General features: G+C 59.8%; 15 protein-coding genes. 4 read left to right on the forward strand and 11 right to left on the reverse strand.

The annotated features are described in order from the left end of the window. Positions 1–12: 12 nt before the first annotated feature. A complete protein-coding gene (gene yajC / locus ACSSVY_RS11380; protein WP_009819170.1) occupies positions 13–294 on the reverse strand; it encodes a preprotein translocase subunit YajC in 282 nt (93 codons plus the stop codon). A 160-nt stretch (positions 295–454) separates the two neighbouring features. Here yajC and serS point away from each other — a divergent pair, with 160 nt between their 5' ends. Beyond that, positions 455–1,747, forward strand: coding sequence for a serine--tRNA ligase (gene serS, locus ACSSVY_RS11385; protein ID WP_454269676.1), 1,293 nt, complete (start codon positions 455–457; stop codon positions 1,745–1,747). A gap of 280 nt (positions 1,748–2,027) precedes the next feature. On the opposite strand, the gene ACSSVY_RS11390 is transcribed toward serS, so the two are convergent. The 5 genes from ACSSVY_RS11390 to ACSSVY_RS11410 all read right to left on the reverse strand — a co-directional run bounded on the left by ACSSVY_RS11390 (position 2,028) and on the right by ACSSVY_RS11410 (position 7,238). Next, entirely contained in the window at positions 2,028–2,363 is a 336-nt protein-coding gene (locus tag ACSSVY_RS11390; RefSeq protein WP_439526779.1) for a hypothetical protein, read from the reverse strand. A 144-nt stretch (positions 2,364–2,507) separates the two neighbouring features. Continuing rightward, positions 2,508–3,521: a fatty acid desaturase gene (locus ACSSVY_RS11395; RefSeq protein ID WP_454269677.1), complete on the reverse strand. Its 1,014-nt coding sequence runs from the start codon at positions 3,519–3,521 to the stop codon at positions 2,508–2,510. Between the two features lie 123 nt (positions 3,522–3,644). Then, positions 3,645–5,108 carry a ribosome biogenesis GTPase Der gene (gene der / locus ACSSVY_RS11400; RefSeq protein ID WP_454269678.1) on the reverse strand — a complete coding sequence of 488 codons (1,464 nt, stop codon included), beginning with the start codon at positions 5,106–5,108 and terminating at the stop codon, positions 3,645–3,647. 48 nt (positions 5,109–5,156) lie between these two features. Beyond that, complete coding sequence (locus ACSSVY_RS11405; protein WP_454269679.1) at positions 5,157–6,500, reverse strand: outer membrane protein assembly factor BamB family protein; 1,344 nt, start codon at positions 6,498–6,500, stop codon at positions 5,157–5,159. A gap of 48 nt (positions 6,501–6,548) precedes the next feature. Continuing rightward, positions 6,549–7,238 carry a tetratricopeptide repeat protein gene (locus tag ACSSVY_RS11410; RefSeq protein ID WP_454269680.1) on the reverse strand — a complete coding sequence of 230 codons (690 nt, stop codon included), beginning with the start codon at positions 7,236–7,238 and terminating at the stop codon, positions 6,549–6,551. Positions 7,239–7,440: 202 nt separating this feature from the next. On the opposite strand from ACSSVY_RS11410, the gene ACSSVY_RS11415 reads away from it, so the two are divergent. The 3 genes from ACSSVY_RS11415 to ACSSVY_RS11425 all read left to right on the forward strand — a co-directional run bounded on the left by ACSSVY_RS11415 (position 7,441) and on the right by ACSSVY_RS11425 (position 12,832). Further along, positions 7,441–8,667, forward strand: a complete 1,227-nt coding sequence (locus tag ACSSVY_RS11415; protein WP_454269681.1) for an efflux RND transporter periplasmic adaptor subunit — start codon at positions 7,441–7,443, stop codon at positions 8,665–8,667. Beyond that, positions 8,664–12,455 (forward strand): efflux RND transporter permease subunit, encoded by a 3,792-nt coding sequence (locus ACSSVY_RS11420; RefSeq protein WP_454269682.1) that lies wholly within the window; start codon positions 8,664–8,666, stop codon positions 12,453–12,455. Before ACSSVY_RS11415 ends, ACSSVY_RS11420 begins: the two co-directional genes overlap by 4 nt. Before the next feature lie 206 nt (positions 12,456–12,661). Further along, positions 12,662–12,832 (forward strand): VPEID-CTERM sorting domain-containing protein, encoded by a 171-nt coding sequence (locus ACSSVY_RS11425; RefSeq protein WP_454269683.1) that lies wholly within the window; start codon positions 12,662–12,664, stop codon positions 12,830–12,832. Between the two features lie 10 nt (positions 12,833–12,842). Here the strand turns inward: ACSSVY_RS11425 and xrtE are convergent, their stop codons facing one another. The 5 genes from xrtE to ACSSVY_RS11450 all read right to left on the reverse strand — a co-directional run bounded on the left by xrtE (position 12,843) and on the right by ACSSVY_RS11450 (position 17,576). Beyond that, on the reverse strand, positions 12,843–14,447 hold the full coding sequence (xrtE, locus tag ACSSVY_RS11430; protein WP_454269684.1) for an exosortase E/protease, VPEID-CTERM system: 1,605 nt from the start codon (positions 14,445–14,447) through the stop codon (positions 12,843–12,845). Positions 14,448–14,513: 66 nt separating this feature from the next. After that, positions 14,514–15,179, reverse strand: coding sequence for an alpha/beta hydrolase (locus tag ACSSVY_RS11435; RefSeq protein WP_454269685.1), 666 nt, complete (start codon positions 15,177–15,179; stop codon positions 14,514–14,516). Beyond that, positions 15,176–15,805, reverse strand: a complete 630-nt coding sequence (locus ACSSVY_RS11440; protein ID WP_454269686.1) for a DNA-3-methyladenine glycosylase family protein — start codon at positions 15,803–15,805, stop codon at positions 15,176–15,178. Before ACSSVY_RS11440 ends, ACSSVY_RS11435 begins: the two co-directional genes overlap by 4 nt. Beyond that, a complete protein-coding gene (locus ACSSVY_RS11445; protein WP_454269687.1) occupies positions 15,802–16,530 on the reverse strand; it encodes a cobalt-precorrin-6A reductase in 729 nt (242 codons plus the stop codon). The genes ACSSVY_RS11440 and ACSSVY_RS11445 overlap by 4 nt, the downstream gene beginning before the upstream one ends. After that, on the reverse strand, positions 16,527–17,576 hold the full coding sequence (locus ACSSVY_RS11450; protein WP_454269688.1) for a cobalt-precorrin-5B (C(1))-methyltransferase: 1,050 nt from the start codon (positions 17,574–17,576) through the stop codon (positions 16,527–16,529). The genes ACSSVY_RS11445 and ACSSVY_RS11450 overlap by 4 nt, the downstream gene beginning before the upstream one ends. Positions 17,577–17,655: the final 79 nt, after the last annotated feature.

Below are 17,655 nucleotides of genomic sequence, written 5' to 3' on the forward strand. Positions count from 1 at the left end.
GGTAGGATGGGCTTAGCCCTCGGCGGGCTCGGTTTTCGAGAGCACCTGCGCGATGGTGGCGCGCACGACGCGAACCTTCACGCCGTCGGCCAATTCAACCTCTATCTCACTGTCATCCTTGACCTTCGACACCTTGCCGATCAGACCGCCTTGCGTCACCACCTGATCGCCTCGACGCAGCGCCTCGACCATCGCCTTGTGCTCTTTGAGCTTCTTTTGTTGCGGACGGATCAGCAGGAAATACATGATCGCAAAGATCAGAATGAGCGGGATGAACTGGCCAAAGGCTTCCATGGGGTATCCTCTATCTGTGGCGCGGACACCTGCCCGCGAATTGCCCGGGAACCTAGGCGCGGCGGGGGGTATTTGCAAGGCGCGAAAGCATGGCGCAGGCCCGGTTTCTGGTGCATAACGCCGCCCAAGCGATTCACCGATAGCTCCGAGGACCAAGGCCATGCACGATATCCGCGCCATCCGCGAGACCCCAGACGCCTTTGACGCCGCCCTCGCGCGCCGTGGTCTGGCCCCGGTCACGCCAGAGATCCTCGCGCTTGATGAGGCCCGTCGCATCCGCATCCACGCGGCTGAAACCGCGCAAGCCGAGCAGAACCGCGCCAGCAAAGAAGCGGGCGCCGCCAAAGGGCGCGGCGATGAAGCGGAATTTGAGCGGCTTCGCGCATTGGTGGGCGATAAAAAGGCTGAAATGGCCGCAATGCAGGCCGAGGCCAAGGCGCTCGACACACAACTGACCGATCACTTGATGGCCCTGCCGAACCTGCCCTTCGACGATGTGCCGGACGGCGCAGACGAGAGCGGCAATGTCGAGCTGCGCCGCTGGGGCACGCCCGCCACGTTCGATTTCCAGCCCAAAGAGCATTTCGAAATCGCAGGCGTTCTTCCGGGGATGGATTTCGAGACCGCCGCCAAGCTTTCCGGCGCGCGCTTTGTCGTCCTCTCGGGCAGCATCGCCCGCCTGCACCGCGCGCTCGCGCAATTCATGCTCGACACCCACATCGAGGAAAACGGGTTGCAAGAGACATGGACCCCCGTTCTCGTGCGCCCTGAGATGATGCTGGGCACCGGGCAATTGCCGAAATTCGGCGAGGACAGCTATGAAACCACCAATGGCTGGTGGCTGGTGCCCACCGCCGAGGTGACGCTCACCAATATCGTGCATGGCGAGACGGTCGAAGCCGCCACCCTGCCGCGCCGCTACGTGGCCCACACCCAATGCTTCCGCTCCGAGGCCGGCAGCGCGGGGCGCGACACCGCCGGCATGCTGCGCCAGCACCAGTTCGAAAAGGTCGAGATGGTCTCGATCACCCGGCCCGAGGACAGCCGCGCCGAGTTGGACCGCATGACCGCCTGCGCCGAAGGCATCCTCGAGCGGCTTGGCCTGCCCTATCGCACCATCGTGCTTTGCACGGGCGACATGGGCTTTGGCGCGCGCCGCACCCATGACATCGAGGTCTGGCTACCGGGGCAGAACACCTACCGCGAAATCTCTTCCGTGTCGGTCTGCGGTGACTTTCAAGCGCGCCGCATGAACGCCCGCTTCAAACCACAAGGCGGCGGCAAGCCCGAATTCCTGCACACGCTCAACGGCTCCGGCCTCGCCGTCGGTCGCTGCCTGATCGCAGTGCTGGAAAACGGCCAACAGGCCGACGGCTCCGTCCGCATTCCCGACGCCCTCCACCCCTATCTGCGCGGCAAAACGATCCTCAATGCGGATGGAAGTCTGGGGTAAAGCACGTTGCACCTCATCGGGTTCGCACCGCCCCGGGCCTGACCCGGGGCCTCCACCCCGCCTCGGCGAGGTCCCGGGTCAAGCCCGGGACGGGTATGTTTTCGATCAAGCGCAACACGCCCTATGCAGGGCTTTAATCTCGCCTTACACACCTCGCGAGGGCAACCGTCGAACAGTCTGGCATTCTTGAGCAAAAGGCCGAGCACGTCCATCCAAGACCCGACCTTCGAGACAGAGCGCGCGAAAGTCTACAGAGCGGACAAAGCTGCCATTGCGCAGATCAGAGTCCGTTTAGAGCTACAAAGACAAACCATGTCCACGCCGCAGACACCAAAACCACGAACCGCAGCCAGCCAAAAACTGGCTGGCCCCGCCGCTTCTGGCGGATATAGATCGGCCATGCGATGGCGCAACAAATGGTCGGCATCAACATCAGCCCCAGAAAGGTTGTCGCCTTAGCCAGACCGGCGAAATAACCAAGATGAAATCCGTCGGTATAGAACGGCGGAGTAAATAAGTCAGCAAAGAGGATTATCAGCAAGACGAAACTAGCCACCAGCGCCACCGTTGCTGCGACGTCCAAAATTGCACCAATTCGTGATGCTGCATTCGGCATATTTTTCCCCTTCGTCATCAGCTTAGCTTGAAGCCCTTTTTTTGGTAGCTATGGCCTCTTTCAAAACCTACCCCACACACAGCAAGAATGTCCGATTAAGGTCTTGCCTAAACGTTATGCCTTGGAAGTCAAATAACCTCCCCCCTACTCCGCCACCACGATCCCCACCGCGTCTACCTTCGGAAACGGCACCAACCGCCCCGCGTCCTCATCCCAGAGTTTCAGCCGAAAACTCCGGATCGCCTCGGGCCAGCGGATCACGTCATGCGCGCGCAAGGTCTCGGGCAAGTCCCTCTGACAGCGCCGCAGGTGATAGGACGGGATGCCGGGGTTGTAGTGATGCAGATCGTGATAGGCGATATTGCCCGTCCCCAGATCCCAGAGCCATCCCAGATCAAGCGAGCTTGACCCCACAAGCGTCGCCCGACGGAAATCCAGCGTCGGTTTGCGGTCCCAATAGGTCTCTTCGAAATTATGCTGGAGAAAGACCAAAAAGACCCCGATCACCCCAGCAATCACCGCACTCAGACACCAAACCAGGACTCCCGTCACGCCAAACATGGTCCAGACAAGCCCAATAAAGCCCACCAACATCACATTATGCGCGATGACCCCCCACACGCCCACCAGCCGCGTGTTGCGCGGCCAGCGATAGGCGAGGAAATAAGCATAAATCCCGCCCAAGGACAGCATCACCAGCGGATTGCGATAGAGGCGATACCACAGCCGCCGCGCCCACGGTGCTGCCTGCCACTCGGCCAGCGTCATCGTAAAGACCTCGGTCGTCTCCCGGTGATCGAGATTGCCGAGATAGGCGTGATGCTGATTGTGATTGTATTGCATGACCCGGTAAGGGGTGAGGGAAAAGATCGACAGCAGATGGCCCGCCGCGTCATTCATCCGGCGATTGGCAAACAGCGACTGATGCCCACAATCATGTTGCAGTACATAAAGTCGAACCGAAGCAAAGGCCATCACCACGATCAGCCCCCCTGCCCCGACCCACTGCTGGTGCATCGCGAGCCATGCTCCAAAGATGAAAGAGCTTGCATAGGTCGCGAATGTCCCTGTCAACGACAACGCGCCGCGCCAGTCGCTCTTGGCCGTGTAGGGTTTTAGAAACGCGCGTAGTGCGGCCTGATCGGGGGTCTCGGTCACGTCAGCCTCCTTGCCACAGAGAGGTAACAGTCTTTACGTGCCAAGGATTTGAACTTGTCGGCAGCGAATGCAAGAGGGCAAATTCGATTTTCATCTCGATGCCCCCCGTGAAAGGAACATCGGCTAGTCGCTCGAGCGGCCCGACAAATGCTTGCGTAGGCTCGACGGGCCCGCCTTCTTTTTGGCCTTGTAGGGGTTCTTGTCCGCCTGACTGCGGAAATAGAGGCGGATCGGCGTGCCGGGCATGTCGAAATCCGTGCGCAACCCGTTGACCAGATAGCGCGAATAGCTCTCGGGCAATTTTTCCGGGTGGCTGCACATGACGACAAATCCCGGTGGGCGCGTCTTGGCCTGCGTCATGTACCGCAACTTCACGCGCCTACCGCCCGGTGCGGGGGGCGGGTGCTGTTCCAGCATCCCCACCAGCCACCGATTGAGCTGCGCCGTGGTCACACGCCGATTCCAGACTTCATGCGCCTTGGAGACGGCATCGCGCAGCCGGTCGAGCCCCTTGCCGGTCTTGGCGGACACTGTCACCAGCGGCGCACCGCGCAACTGCGGCAAGAGCCGCTCAAAGGCCTCGCGCAATTCGCGGATCTTGTCGCTCTTGTCGGGTTCCATATCCCATTTGTTGATGGCTACCACCACCGCGCGCCCCTCGCGCTCGGCCAGATCAGCAATCCGCAAATCCTGTTGTTCAAACGGAATCGCAGCATCCAACAGAACCACAACCACTTCGGCGAATTTCACCGCCCGTAACCCATCCGACACGGACAGCTTTTCCAGCTTGTCTTGAATCCGCGCCTTCTTGCGCATGCCCGCCGTGTCGAAAATCCGCACCGGCAACCCATCCCAGTCGATCTGGAGCGAGATGGCATCGCGCGTGATCCCGGCCTCAGGGCCAGTCAAGAGCCGCTCCTCGCCAAGGATCTTGTTGATCAGCGTCGATTTTCCTGCATTGGGTCTCCCCACGACCGCGACCTGCATCGGGCGCGCCTTGGTGGGCTTGCGGTAAGTCAGATCCTCGTCGTCCTCGTCTTCCTCAAGGGCAACGTCAACTTCGGGCGCTTCTGCCTCGGCACGTTTTTCAAAGGCGTCCGATAGCGGCATCAATTGGGAATAGAGGTCGTTCAGACCCTCGCCATGCTCAGCCGACAGGCGAATAGGCTCGCCCAGCCCAAGCCCCCAGGCCTCTATCACGCCCGCATCCGCTGCCGACCCCTCGGCCTTATTGGCCGCAAGGATGACATGGGCCGAGCGTTTGCGCAGGATTTCAGCCAGAATCTCATCGGTAGGGGTCACGCCCGCGCGCGCATCAATCAAAAAGAGGCAGACATCTGCCATGTCGACTGCGCGCTCTGTCAGCTTGCGCATGCGACCCTGAAGGCTCTCGTCCGTGGCCTCTTCTAGACCGGCTGTATCAATGACGGTGAACCGCAAATCACCCAACCGTGCCGCACCTTCGCGCAGATCACGTGTGACGCCGGGCTGGTTATCAACCAGAGCAAGGCGTTTGCCCACCAGGCGGTTGAACAGCGTCGATTTGCCAACATTGGGACGGCCCACGATGGCGAGAGAAAAGGTCATGTTGCGGCTCCGGTGCGGATCAAGTGGCCCTGATACAGGATCGCGCGCTCAACGGAAAGCCAGCAATTGACCCTTTTTCGACACGACATAAAGCGTGTTGCCAGCCACCACTGGATTGGACGTGGCCCCACCCGGAAGATTGCGCGCGCCCGTCAACTGACCAGAGGCCGGATCGAAGAATCGCAGCTGCCCATCACCAGAAGCCAGAATCAACTGTCCACCGGCCAGAATGGGTCCGAAATGGCCGACAATCTCGGCTTGGCGCTTGGGTTTGCGATCCGCAAAGAGCGGCAGTTCGTGGCCCCAGATGCGTGTGCCATCCTCTGTCGAGAGACGCACCAATTCATTGCGGTCCGTAACCATAAAGACCGAGTCACCCGCAGGCCAAACCGGATTGAGCGGACCTTCTTCAGCCGTCCAGAGTCGATTGCCGCTGCCAAGGCTCAGGGCCACCGTGCGTCCAGAGTGACTACCAGTATAAATCCGGTCGCCCACAACCACCGGATCGCCGGTGATGTCATCCACTCGCGCACTCGCCACGCCCAACCGCTCGCCGGCGATTTGTGCATCCCATAGACGCAGGCCACCTTTGCGGAACGCGCCCTGCAATTCCCCTGCCCCGAAGGCAAAGACCGCGTATTTGTCGGTGATCGCCGGGGCCGGGCCGCCCAGAACGTTGTGAATATCCGGCGTGCCGCTCAACTGCCATGCAATACGCCCGGTATCTGCGTCCAGCGCCCAAGCGACATCGTCGCCCGCAACCACATAGACCAGCCCGTCCAACACGGCAGGATTTCCGGTTCCGGTCGATCCAAGCTCTTGTTGCCAGACCACAGCCCCCGTTGCGGGATCAAGCGCAGTTAAACGACCAAAACCTGATGAAACAAAGAGCTTGCCGTCGCCATAGGCCAAACCGCCGCCGCTTGCGTTGCTCGAGTTGTCATTCGCCGGGGTGAGATCGGTTGTCCAGAGCAGTTGTCCAGCGGTCGAGACCGCCGCCACCTGTGCCTCGGCGTCAAGGGTGAACACGCGTCCCCCTGCCACGACCGGATCTGCCGTGATCCGAACACGCCGCCCGTCGCCTGCGCCGATGTTGACTGTCCACGCCAACTGCGGCGCACGCCCTAGCGCCGGATGCGCCGTGCGTGTTGCAGGCGAGCCGATCCGTTGCCGCCATTCTGCATTCACCGTCGCTGCTGGCAAGGCAACTGGACGAACCTGATTTTCCGGGGTCACGTCGGTCTGCGCGCGTGCCGCCTCGCTCTGGAGCACCTCGCGAATACCTTCCCGCTCGCCACTTAGAATCTGTGCTTTCTTACTACAGGCCGTAAGGGCAAGGACTGCAACCAGCCCAAGGATCAATCCGTTCGGTTTCACTGCTCTTGCCCTCATGCTTAGTCTGCTGGCGCCCCGTCAGCCCTTGGCCCGAAGCGGCATCTGTTATTCACCCACGGTCGTCGCACCCTGCACCGGTTCCGGCAAGTCGGGTAAGTCTTCACCAAGCGCCACAATCACTTGTGTAACCCGTCTACGCAAGCCTGTCGTGGCCTCGGCATCGGCGGCGATCGCGGTCAGTCGCGCGACAGCCTCGGTGCGATTGCCGGTTTCAAGATCAATCAGCGCAAGTTGTTCCTCGGCCAAAAGCCGCAAAACACCACCGCTGAGGGCCAGACCGTTCAAGCGCGTGCGCCGTGCCTCGGCATCAAGCCCAGACCCCGGCAGCATCACAGCCTTGAGTGTGGCGATGTTGCGATATACCGCATCCACATCCGAGCGATCGGCAAGCGTCAGCAGGCGTTCCGCCGCTGTCTCGGGAGTCTCCGCCGCCGCCTCTGCGGCAGCCAAAAGCGCAATCACCGCCTCGGTCTGCGGATTCTGCACCTCGATGGCGTTCAGGGCATCAGCGCGCGCAGAGCGGTCTTCCGTCGCCAAAGCCGCAAGCAACGCATCGCCAAGCGCCTGCGCAGCGGCCCGGTCCTGCGCCTTGCGCCATTCATTCCACGCGGCCCCACCCACCAGCATGAGGATCGCCAGAACCGCAATCCAGCCATATCGACGCATCAGCGCGAAAAGCCGATCTCGGCGGACCTCTTCTGTGACCTCGTCGATGAAACTGTCGGTATTGCTCACGCCGCGCCCCCTTTGGAGTTTTGCCCCTCTTAACCCGAAGCCTGCGCCCTGCCAAGGGGCGCTGCGCCTCAGACGCAGAGACATGCTTGCAGCATGCAACGGAAAAGAATAATCTGAACCGGTCAGTTTAGCGTATCTCGTTCATGTCTGTTGCCCCTGTACCAGACACCCCGTTACGCCACCACGGCCCAAAGGTATATACATGCGTTTGCTTCCTGTTTTCATAGCCTTGGTGGTGACCGCCCTGATCTATACTCTTGTGTTCGAGCATGAGCGCTTCACAGACACTCAGCCAACCTCTGCCGCCGAGAGCGTCACGCCATCAGCCTCCGACGACGGCGCTTCGACCGAGCCTGACATCATGCGCGTTGTCGCCGTCCGATCTGTGGGCCGCGACGTGGACAGCGCCGTCGTCGTGCGCGGCCGGACCGAAGCGGACCGAACGGTCGAGTTGCGCGCCGAAACCTCTGGCCTCGTGATCAACGATCCGCGGCGCAAAGGCACGATGGTCGAACAGGGTGACCTCCTCTGTCGCCTTGACCCCGCCGCCCGCGAGGCAACTTTGGCCGAGGCTCGCGCCCACCTCCTCGAGGCGCAAAGCCGTGTTCCCGAATCCGAAGCGCGCGCCAACGAGGCCCGCGCGCAACTGGAAGAGGCGCAGATCAATGCCAACGCCGCCGAAAACCTCGTACAAGACGGCTTTGCCTCACAGACTCGCGTTGCCGCAACCCGTGCAGCTGTCAGCTCTGCACAGGCGGCGGTGCAATCGGCGACCTCTGGCCTTGAGGCGGCGCGCGCCGGGATCGAATCCGCCCGCGCCGCTGTCGCCGCCGCTGAACAGGAGATTGAGCGCCTGACAATCTCCGCGCCCTTCGCAGGTGTGCTTGACACCGACACCGCCGAAATCGGCAGCCTGCTGCAACCCGGCGCGCTTTGCGCCACCGTGCTGCAACTCGACCCGATCACCTTGGTGGGCTTCGTTTCCGAGATGCAGGTGGCCCGAGTGGAAATGGACGCGCCCGCGACTGCCCGCATGGCCTCCGGTCGCGAGGTCGAAGGGCTCGTGACCTTTGTCTCCCGGTCCGCCGATGACACGACCCGGACCTTTCGTATCGAAGTAAAGGTGCCAAACCCGGACATCAGCCTGCGCGATGGCGAAACCGCCGAGATCATGATCGGCGCCGAAGGTCGGATTGCCCATTTGCTCCCGCAATCGGCCTTGACCCTCAATGACGAGGGGACCTTGGGTCTTCGGATCGTGGACACAGAAAACCGCGCGCAATTCAAAGCCGTCAGTCTCTTGAGGGATAGCCCCTCTGGCGTCTGGGTGACCGGCTTGCCGGATGAGGCGGATGTCATCATAATCGGACAGGAATATGTGACCGACGGTGTTCTCGTCGAACCTGTCTATCAGGAACTGGGCCAATGACCGGCCTCGTCGACTGGGCCGCTGCCCGCGCGCGGATGGTGCTGGCCTTTATCGCGCTTTCGATCCTTGCGGGGACCATGGCCTATATCGGTCTGCCCAAAGAGGGCGAGCCAGACATCGAGGTGCCTGCTCTCTTCATTTCGGTTCCCTTTCCCGGCATTTCCGCCGAGGACAGCGAGAAACTGCTCGTCAAGGTGATGGAAACCGAGTTGAGCGACCTTGACGGGCTCAAAAAAATGACCGGCACCGCCGCCGAAAATTACGGCGCTGTGGCACTCGAATTCGAGTTTGGCTGGGACAAGACCAAGACCCTCGCCGATGTGCGCGACGCGATGGATACAGCCGAAGCTGACTTTCCTGACGGGGCGGAAAAATACTCGCTGAACGAAGTGAATTTCAGCGAATTTCCGATCATCATCGTCAATCTGTCCGGCCCGGTGCCAGAACGCACCATGTCGCGACTCGCCAATGATCTGCAAGACACGCTCGAGGGGTTGGAGCCGGTTCTGGAGGCTGGAATCGCGGGCAATCGTGAAGAGATGCTCGAGGTCATCATCGACCCGCTGCGCCTTGAAGCCTATAACGTCACGGCCCTTGATCTCATCAATGTCGTGCGCAACAACAACCAGCTTATTGCGGCAGGCGAGGTGGATACCGTCCAAGGCGCATTCGCTGTCAAGATCCCGTCGTCCTTTGAGGATACCAGCGATTTCTACAACCTGCCGGTCAAAACCAATGGCGACAGCGTCGTGCGGCTTGGCGACTTGGCCACGATCAACCTGACCTTCGAGGATCGCCTCGGCACGGCGCGCTTTAACGGAGAGACCACGGTCGCGCTTCAAGTTGTAAAACGCAAGGGCTTCAACATCATCGAGACTGCAGATCTGGTGCGCAAAGTGGTGGCTGAGGCCGAAAAGACATGGCCAGAAGAGTTGCAGGTTGCAGTCAATGTCGGCACATCGAATGATCAGTCGCGCACCGTGGCCTCCATGGTCAGCCAACTCGAAGGCTCTGTTCTAACAGCAATCGCACTCGTGATGATTGTCACGCTGGCTGCCTTGGGGATTCGGCCAGCGTTGCTCGTTGGCTTCTCGATTCCCACCTCATTCCTCTTGTGTTTCGCTCTCCTGGCCGTGATGGGCGTCGCGATTTCCAATATCGTCATGTTCGGATTGATTCTCGCCGTGGGCATGCTGGTGGACGGCGCAATCGTGGTGGTGGAATACGCCGACAAACGCATCTCCGAAGGCGAAGGCCCGATGCACGCCTATGTGGGGGCGGCCAAGCGCATGTTTTGGCCTGTGGTCAGTTCAACCGCGACGACGCTTTGCGCCTTCCTTCCGATGCTCTTTTGGCCCGGGATTCCCGGTCAGTTCATGGGCATGCTGCCGGTCACGCTGATCTTCGTGCTGTCAGCCTCCCTCTTGGTGGCACTGGTCTATTTACCTGTCATGGGCGGTGTCACGGGTCGATTGGAGCGGTGGCTCAATGATCGCACCGAACAGATTGCTGTCGGCTACTGGCTCTGGCACGTGCTGCTCTTGCCGGGTGCAGTCGCAGTGGTGCTTTTGGCCGGTCAGACTTTACCTGCGCTCTTGAAAGAGGTCAGCGCACAATTCGCAGGCATGGACGGCGGACAGATCATCGGTTCGGTCGTGCCAGTGCTGATCGCGGTGTTTGGCTTGCTCTTGGGGGTGTCACTTCTGGCCGCTTGTGGACTTGCCGGGGTCATCGCCACACTCCTCTCATTGCTGGCATTTCCACGCCGGATAGGCAATCTCCTGCGGGCAAAACGTATGCAACTCTTTCCACCCCGAAAACCGCGGGTGAAGAGTGGCTATCAACGGTCGGCCTTTGGCTGGGTGATCCATATGATCACCGGCAATCCCATCGCGCCGCTTCTGGCTTTTGCGGCGATCTTCGTGCTCGTGGGTTCTGTTTTGATGTTCTACATCAACAACAACAACGGCACCGAATTCTTTGTGGATAGCGAACCTGAACGGGGCGTTGTCTATGTCCGCGGTCGCGGCAACCTGTCGATTGAACAAAAAGACCAATTGGTCAATCAGGTCGAAGACATCATCCGCGCGCATCCCGGTATTCAAACGGCCTTTGCCTTTGCAGGGGATGGTGGGCTCAACACCAATACCGGCGGCGCTCAGCCTCCGCGCGACACCATCGGACAGGTGCAGTTTGAAACGATCCCATGGGAGGATCGCCCACAGACCCGCGAGACATGGTTTACCATCCCCCTGCTTAATCTGGCAGTGTCGCGAGACGTTGTTGCCGCCGATTTTGACGGTGACGCTGTGATCTCAGAGCTGACAGCCGAGATGCAACAGATCCCCGGCATCAAGATCGAAATCCTCGCCCAGTCGCGTGGTCCCGCTTCTGCCAAACCGCTGCACCTGCGCATCAAGAGCGACAAGTGGGACGACCTCATTGCCTTCACCGAAGTGGCGCGGCAGAAGTTCGAAGCGACGCAAGGCCTGCATCAGATCGAGGATACCTTGCCCCTGCCCGGCATCGACTGGCAGATCGACGTTGATGTCGAGAAGGCCGGTCGATTTGGCGCAGATGTCGCGACCGTGGGCGCTATGGTCCAACTTGTCACGCGCGGCATCCTGCTCGACACGATGCGCGTGGACAGCAGCGACGAGGAAATCGAAATTCGCGTGCGCCTGCCCGACGAGGACCGCGTGCTCTCGACCCTCGACAGTCTTAAGGTGCGCACAGACGACGGGCTTGTGCCACTCTCGAATTTCATCACCCGCAAACCGGTCAAGCAATTGGCCCAGATCGACCGCATCGACCAGACGCGTTTCTTTGACATAAAGGCCGCCGTTGAGGATGGATTATTTCGTAACATATCCGGCTCAGATGTTACAGAACGTAAGGTCCCGATCACCGCAAATGAGCGGACAGAGCATCTGACCGAATGGCTGGACTCGGGCGTTCTGCCGCCCGGGATCAGCTATGAATGGACCGGCGACGCTGAGGATCAAGAGGAATCCGGCGCCTTCCTGCAACAGGCCTTTGCGGGCGCGCTTGGCCTGATGTTCATCATTCTACTGGCGCAATTCAACAGTGTTTACAATGCTGTACTGGTTCTTTTGGCCGTCGTTCTGTCGACCACCGGCGTCCTCATTGGCATGCTGGTGATGGACCAGCCTTTCTCGATCATCATGACCGGCACCGGCATCGTGGCCCTTGCAGGGATTGTCGTGAACAACAACATTGTCTTGATCGACACCTACCAAGATTACGCCCGCTACATGCCAAAAATAGAAGCCATAACCCGAACTGCTCAGGATCGCATCCGCCCAGTCCTGCTGACGACGATCACCACCATGGCAGGCCTTGCGCCAATGATGTTTGGGCTTAGCCTTGACTTTGTGAATGGTGGCTATGCCTTTGATAGTCCTACAGCTTTATGGTGGAAGCAGCTTGCGACAGCGGTGGTTTTTGGTCTCGGCATTGCCACGGTTCTGACGTTGATTTTCACACCCGCGATGCTGGCACTCAGGATCTGGGCAGGTACCTATCTGCTCTGGGGGGCGCAATTGCTGGCCAAACTCTCAATGGGTCGTACCAGCCGTGCGGCGCGGGACTGGGCGCTCGCAGCGTCAGCCCGGCAAATGCAGCAGGCCGATATCGTGTGGCCGGACGAAACGATGACGCCCTCTTCTTTCGGCAAACACACAGAAACCGAGACTCCGCGACTGAAAGACATTGAACGCATTCACGACAAGCTTGACGATGGGTCGCCCCTGCGCGCCGCAGAGTGATTCCGTGAAAGTTGGGACCTAACCGAAGACATTCGCGTCAATCTGCCCTAATTTCCGGCAAGCATCTACTGCTACAGGAAACAAAGCGACCATTTGCGCCAGTTCGTTTCCAATATAGAGTTTCACTTAGCGCGATGCTTGAAATATGTCGAAAATCTGGCATAACTCAGGCTCGAATTAGACGCATACCCTTGGGGAGACTTTAAATGTTTGACTGGTTTTGGAACGGATGGATCGGCACAACACCTACAGGCGGTTCGTCCTCTGCTTCTTCTGTTCCTGAAATGGACGCGGCGAGCGGCACACTCGCGCTTGCAGTCGTGCTTGCGGCCCTTGTGCTAGCTTGGGAAATCAAACGCCGTCGCGCGCGGAACTGAACCGTTAAGGTCAGATCAGCGCCCAATCTCTCCTCCAAAGGGCGACGGTGGCGATAACAGCATTGGCAACAGAATGGGCGGCAATGGCATCAGCCAGCCGCCCTTTTTGCATGTAAAGGAGAGAAAAGAGAACACCGGCCAAAGCCGCCTCGATCCAGCGTCCATGAACAAGGGCGAAGAGGCCAGCTGAGACGGTAACGGCGACAACTCGGCTCGCTACCGTTCCACGATCCAGACGCGCCTGAACATAACCCCGAAATAGCAATTCCTCGATCACGGGAACCAGAGCGACTGTTCCGAGAATGCGCAAAGTGGCCCATACGGCGAATGCCATTCCGCTCAGATCAAGAAGCGCCTCAACGGGAGGCGCAGACGGAGGGGCCGTAGCGATCCAGGCCACCCCGACACCGAGACCCGCGAACACTGACAAAACTGAAGGCCACGCAACGTAGCGCGCGAGCGTCCGTCGAACCCACCACAAAACAGTGAGCATCATTCCCACTTGTAGCGGATAGGCAAGGGTCGGTTCTGTCCAGAAGGCCTGTGCAATCAGGCCAGAGATCGCGAAGACGATAAAAGGCAGAATACGCCCTGCCGCATCATCTTCTGCCAGCGGAGAGCTCGGTCGCAAGTGTGGTGTCGATATCGCCTGAAGCGCATAACCGCTGCGTCCAACCACAACGAGGATCCCAATCGACAGAGCCGTGAACATGAGCCAACCCGCAAAGCTGTGAAAGCCATTGACCGCCAGCTCGGGCGACACATGCACGCCGAGTAGGATCAAAACCGTGATCCGGACAGCGTTGAACAACCAACTAACCAAGAGTGCCAACGGCCAGATCACGAGACCGAACCGACGTAGCCGTAACTCATCGCGAAAAAGCACTCCGTAGAGAGCCAGAAAGGCGGTGATCAGCACCAGACCTTCTATGCCCGAACAGCTGTCTGCTACCATAACCTGAAACTCTGGCGTACCTATTACATAGGTCGCGGGATCAACAACGACGTCGTCCGAAAACAAACGCAGCACCAAGAACACGGTGATGAACGTGACATCGGTCACAGCCTGCACGGTCCAAAGGGGCCCCGCCAGAACCACCGCTCCCGGAAGCGCTGCGGCAAAGATCGCAATTGCAAGCAACGACCTGCGACGCCCATGCAACCACTCAGACCATGCCTCAATTCGCATGAGCCAGAAGACTCCCCCCAAGGCTGCCATCATCGCGCCTAGACTCGCCAACGGAAATATTCCCTTGAACTGCGCGCTTAGGTCTTCAGGCGAAATCAGGAGCAATGGGGATAACATGCAAAAAACGCCAACGCCGTGCAAAACCGCCCATCGACGCCCACCTGGCGCCTGTGCGGCGGCCCGTGCAAAGTCAACCTGCGCCGCAGGCCGCGCCCAGAGATAAATCCCCATAAGTGAACTGGAACAGACCAACCAAAGCGCCAGCAACCGAAGTCCTCGGCAAGCGTGCTCGATTCCAGTAGCCCGGCATTCCAGATCGCTGAAAACCTGATACCCCAGAACAAGTAGCGCCATCTCGGCGATATAGAGCGCACCAAGGTTTATCGCCCGTCTGGGCAAGGTCAGGGTTTCAGAGTTCTGAGTCATCCTCACGCTATTAGATCATCCACGCTGTGATAATATGGCAAGGCTAGGGCGATTTGCGGGACGCCTTCATAGTCCTAGTTTGTCGCGCATGAACGCCAGAGCCACCGACAACCCATCAGGTGCGATACCATGCCCCGTGCCCTTCATGATATGCGCGTAGACATCCTGCCAACCGGCGCCCTCTAATGCCTCGGCCGCCTGTGGCAGAGACTGCACCGGCACCACCTCATCGGCATCGCCATGCACCAATAGAACCGGCGGGCGGCTCTGCACGTCGTCTGCAAGAGATTCCGGCGACAAAAGCCGTCCGGAAAAGGCGACAACACCGGCCAAGGCGTCTTCGCGCCGAGGGGCCACATGCAGCGCCATCATTGTGCCTTGGGAGAAGCCAAAAAGAACCACTTGCTCGGGCAGTAGATCTTCGTCCACCATCAGAGCATCAAGGAATGCGTTGAGATCCGCTACTGCAGACACCAGCCCACGGTGGGATTCTTCCTCGCTGGACCCGTCAATCCAGGGGATCGGGAACCATTGCAGCCCAAAAGGCATGCCTGGAATGCTCTCCGGCGCGTCAGGGGCTACAAAGAGCGTGTCGGGCAAATGGTCTGCCAGTGGGTCCGCCAACCCCAACAAGTCGGCTCCGTTCGCACCGTACCCATGCAAGAAAACCACAGCCGAGCGCGTCTCGCCCGAAAGCGGCTCCTTGCGATCTGCCTTCAAAACCCGTGTCATCTGATCCCTTCCCTATCCTTGGCGATCCGGTAATAGGCCCAAAGCAACCGCGCCGCAACGGACCGCCATGGCGACCATGCCTCTGCCATTTGACGCAATGCACGTTCCTTCGGTCGCTCGGGAAGGTCGTAGAGCAGCCGCGCAGCCTCTTGCAAGGCCAGATCGCCCGGTGCAAAGATGTCGGCACGGCCAAGGCTGAACATCGCATATATTTCTGCCGTCCAGACGCCAATTCCAGGCACTTGCGTGAGCGTAGCGATCACGTCTTGGGTCGGTTCCGTGCGCAGAGCAGGATAGTCGATTCTTGCCTCTGCGAGCGCACGTGCGTAACGCGCCTTTTGTCGGCTAAGGCCCACCGCGCGCAAATCGTCATCACTGACCGCGACAATTCGTTCGGGTTCAGTAAACCCGGCCGCCTCAAGCCGTGACCAGATCGCATTGGCCGAGGCGACGCTGACCTGTTGGCTGACGATCGCACTGAGAAGTTGTGCAAACCCATCCGGGTTCCGCCGCAGAGGCAACGGCCCGGTCAACCCTTGCGCGTGACGCATGCGCGGACAGATCGCAGCGAGATGTGCCGCCCCGGCGGCCACGTCCAGATCGGTCTTGATGATCCGCCCCGTCATACCCCCCGCATCCAATCCAGTGCCGCCGGGACGGTTTCGACCCGCATCGCATCGGGTTGAGGCGGGCGAGCGATCATGGCAACCGGCAGGCCGAGCGTGCGCGCGGCTGCGAGCTTACTTTCAGAATCCCGACCACCGGCGTTTTTGACAACAAGCCAGTCCACGCCAAGACGCTCGAATAGACGACGTTCTGCCTCCGGGGTGAAGGGTGGGCGACCCACGAGATACTCTCCATTCTCAAATGGAAAAGCCTCATCTGGCAGATCCACCACGCGGCAGATCAGATGTCGTCCGGTCAGATTCGCAAAGCACGTGACACCTTGCCGACCCGTAGCCAGAAACACGGTCATCCCCTTTGGAATATGCGACGCCGCGTCCTCCTCTGCCGCTAGTATAGTCCAATGATCCCCCGCGACGGGCACCCATTCCGGGCGCAAAAGCTGGCAATATGGCAAGTTCATGGTCGCGCAGATCCGTGCCGTCCTCTCTGAAATGCGCGACGCAAATGGATGGGTGGCGTCGAGGACCGCTGTGATCCCTGCTTCCACAAGATATCGGACAAAACCGGCCTCTCCGCCAAAGCCTCCGATCCGCGTCGGCAATCCTAACGGGCGCGGCCGCCGTGTGGCACCGGCAAGCGAGGCAACAGCGGCGCGCCTCTCAGATGCCAAAACCTGAGCCAAATATCGTGCCTCCGCCGTGCCCGCCAGAAGCAAGAGCGTCATTGGCTGCCAGCCCTCGCCAGGATTGTACCGGCGCGGTCAATCACCACCGTATCGACCTCGACACCCTCTGGCAGCATCGCAAGCACCTTGTCACGGCTCTCACGCGCAACCCAATTTGCCATTTTTTCTCCTGCGAATTCAGATGCTTGCAGCGCTGTATTCATGTACTTTAGGTCCGGCAAATCCAACGCATCAGCAAGGCTTTGAAAATCTACCTGACTGCGCCCCGAATGGAGATCACGGGCTCCCTGCGCCAGTTTGATCATCTTACCGATACCTCCTCCGATGGTCAGGCGCGGCAACGGATGTTTGGCAAGGTACTTCAGCAAACCACCGGCAAAATCCCCCATGTCCAACATGGCGTGGTCAGGCAAATCATAGAGCCCTTGGACCACGCGTTCGCTGGTAGCCCCGGTGCAACCCGCCACATGGGTCAAGCCGGACCCGCGCGCAACATCGATTCCCCGATGGATAGAAGCGATCCATGCCGCACAGGAAAACGGTCGCACAATCCCTGTGGTGCCAAGGATCGACAATCCCCCCTTGATTCCCAACCTCGAATTCCAAGTCTTTTGCGCAAGGGACGCGCCACCGGGAACCGATACTGTGATCTCTATATCGGGACGCTCGCATAGACGCTCGGCCATGTCGCTTACCGTGGCCTCCATCATCTGGCGTGGCACGGGATTTATCGCGGGCTCACCCGGCGGGATGGGCAGGCCTAGCATGGTGACACGCCCCACGCCCTCACCCGCGCGAAATACTACGCCGCCCTCTGAGCGCGCCACGCGTGCGATAATCATCGCACCATGCGTTACATCCGGGTCGTCGCCTGCATCTTTGATGACCCCTGCCTCGGCCCAGCCTTCACCACTTGCATGATGGGCGATGTCAAACTCTGGCGTCTCGCCACGTGGCAGGGTGATGCGGACGCGGCGTACCTTACCTTCACCCCACAAAAGACTAAGCGCCGCCCGCGTCGCCGCAGTGGCGCAGGCACCCGTGGTCCAGCCACGGCGTAAAGGGGTTTCGGGTTTGCGGTCCATGTCAGATCAAGACTATAGGGAGACCAGAGCCCGAGGCCAAATGCCAAATCCCATATCGCTGCCTGCGCCTCGCGGCTTG

It is taken from the genome of Roseovarius sp. MBR-51, from assembly GCF_053628575.1.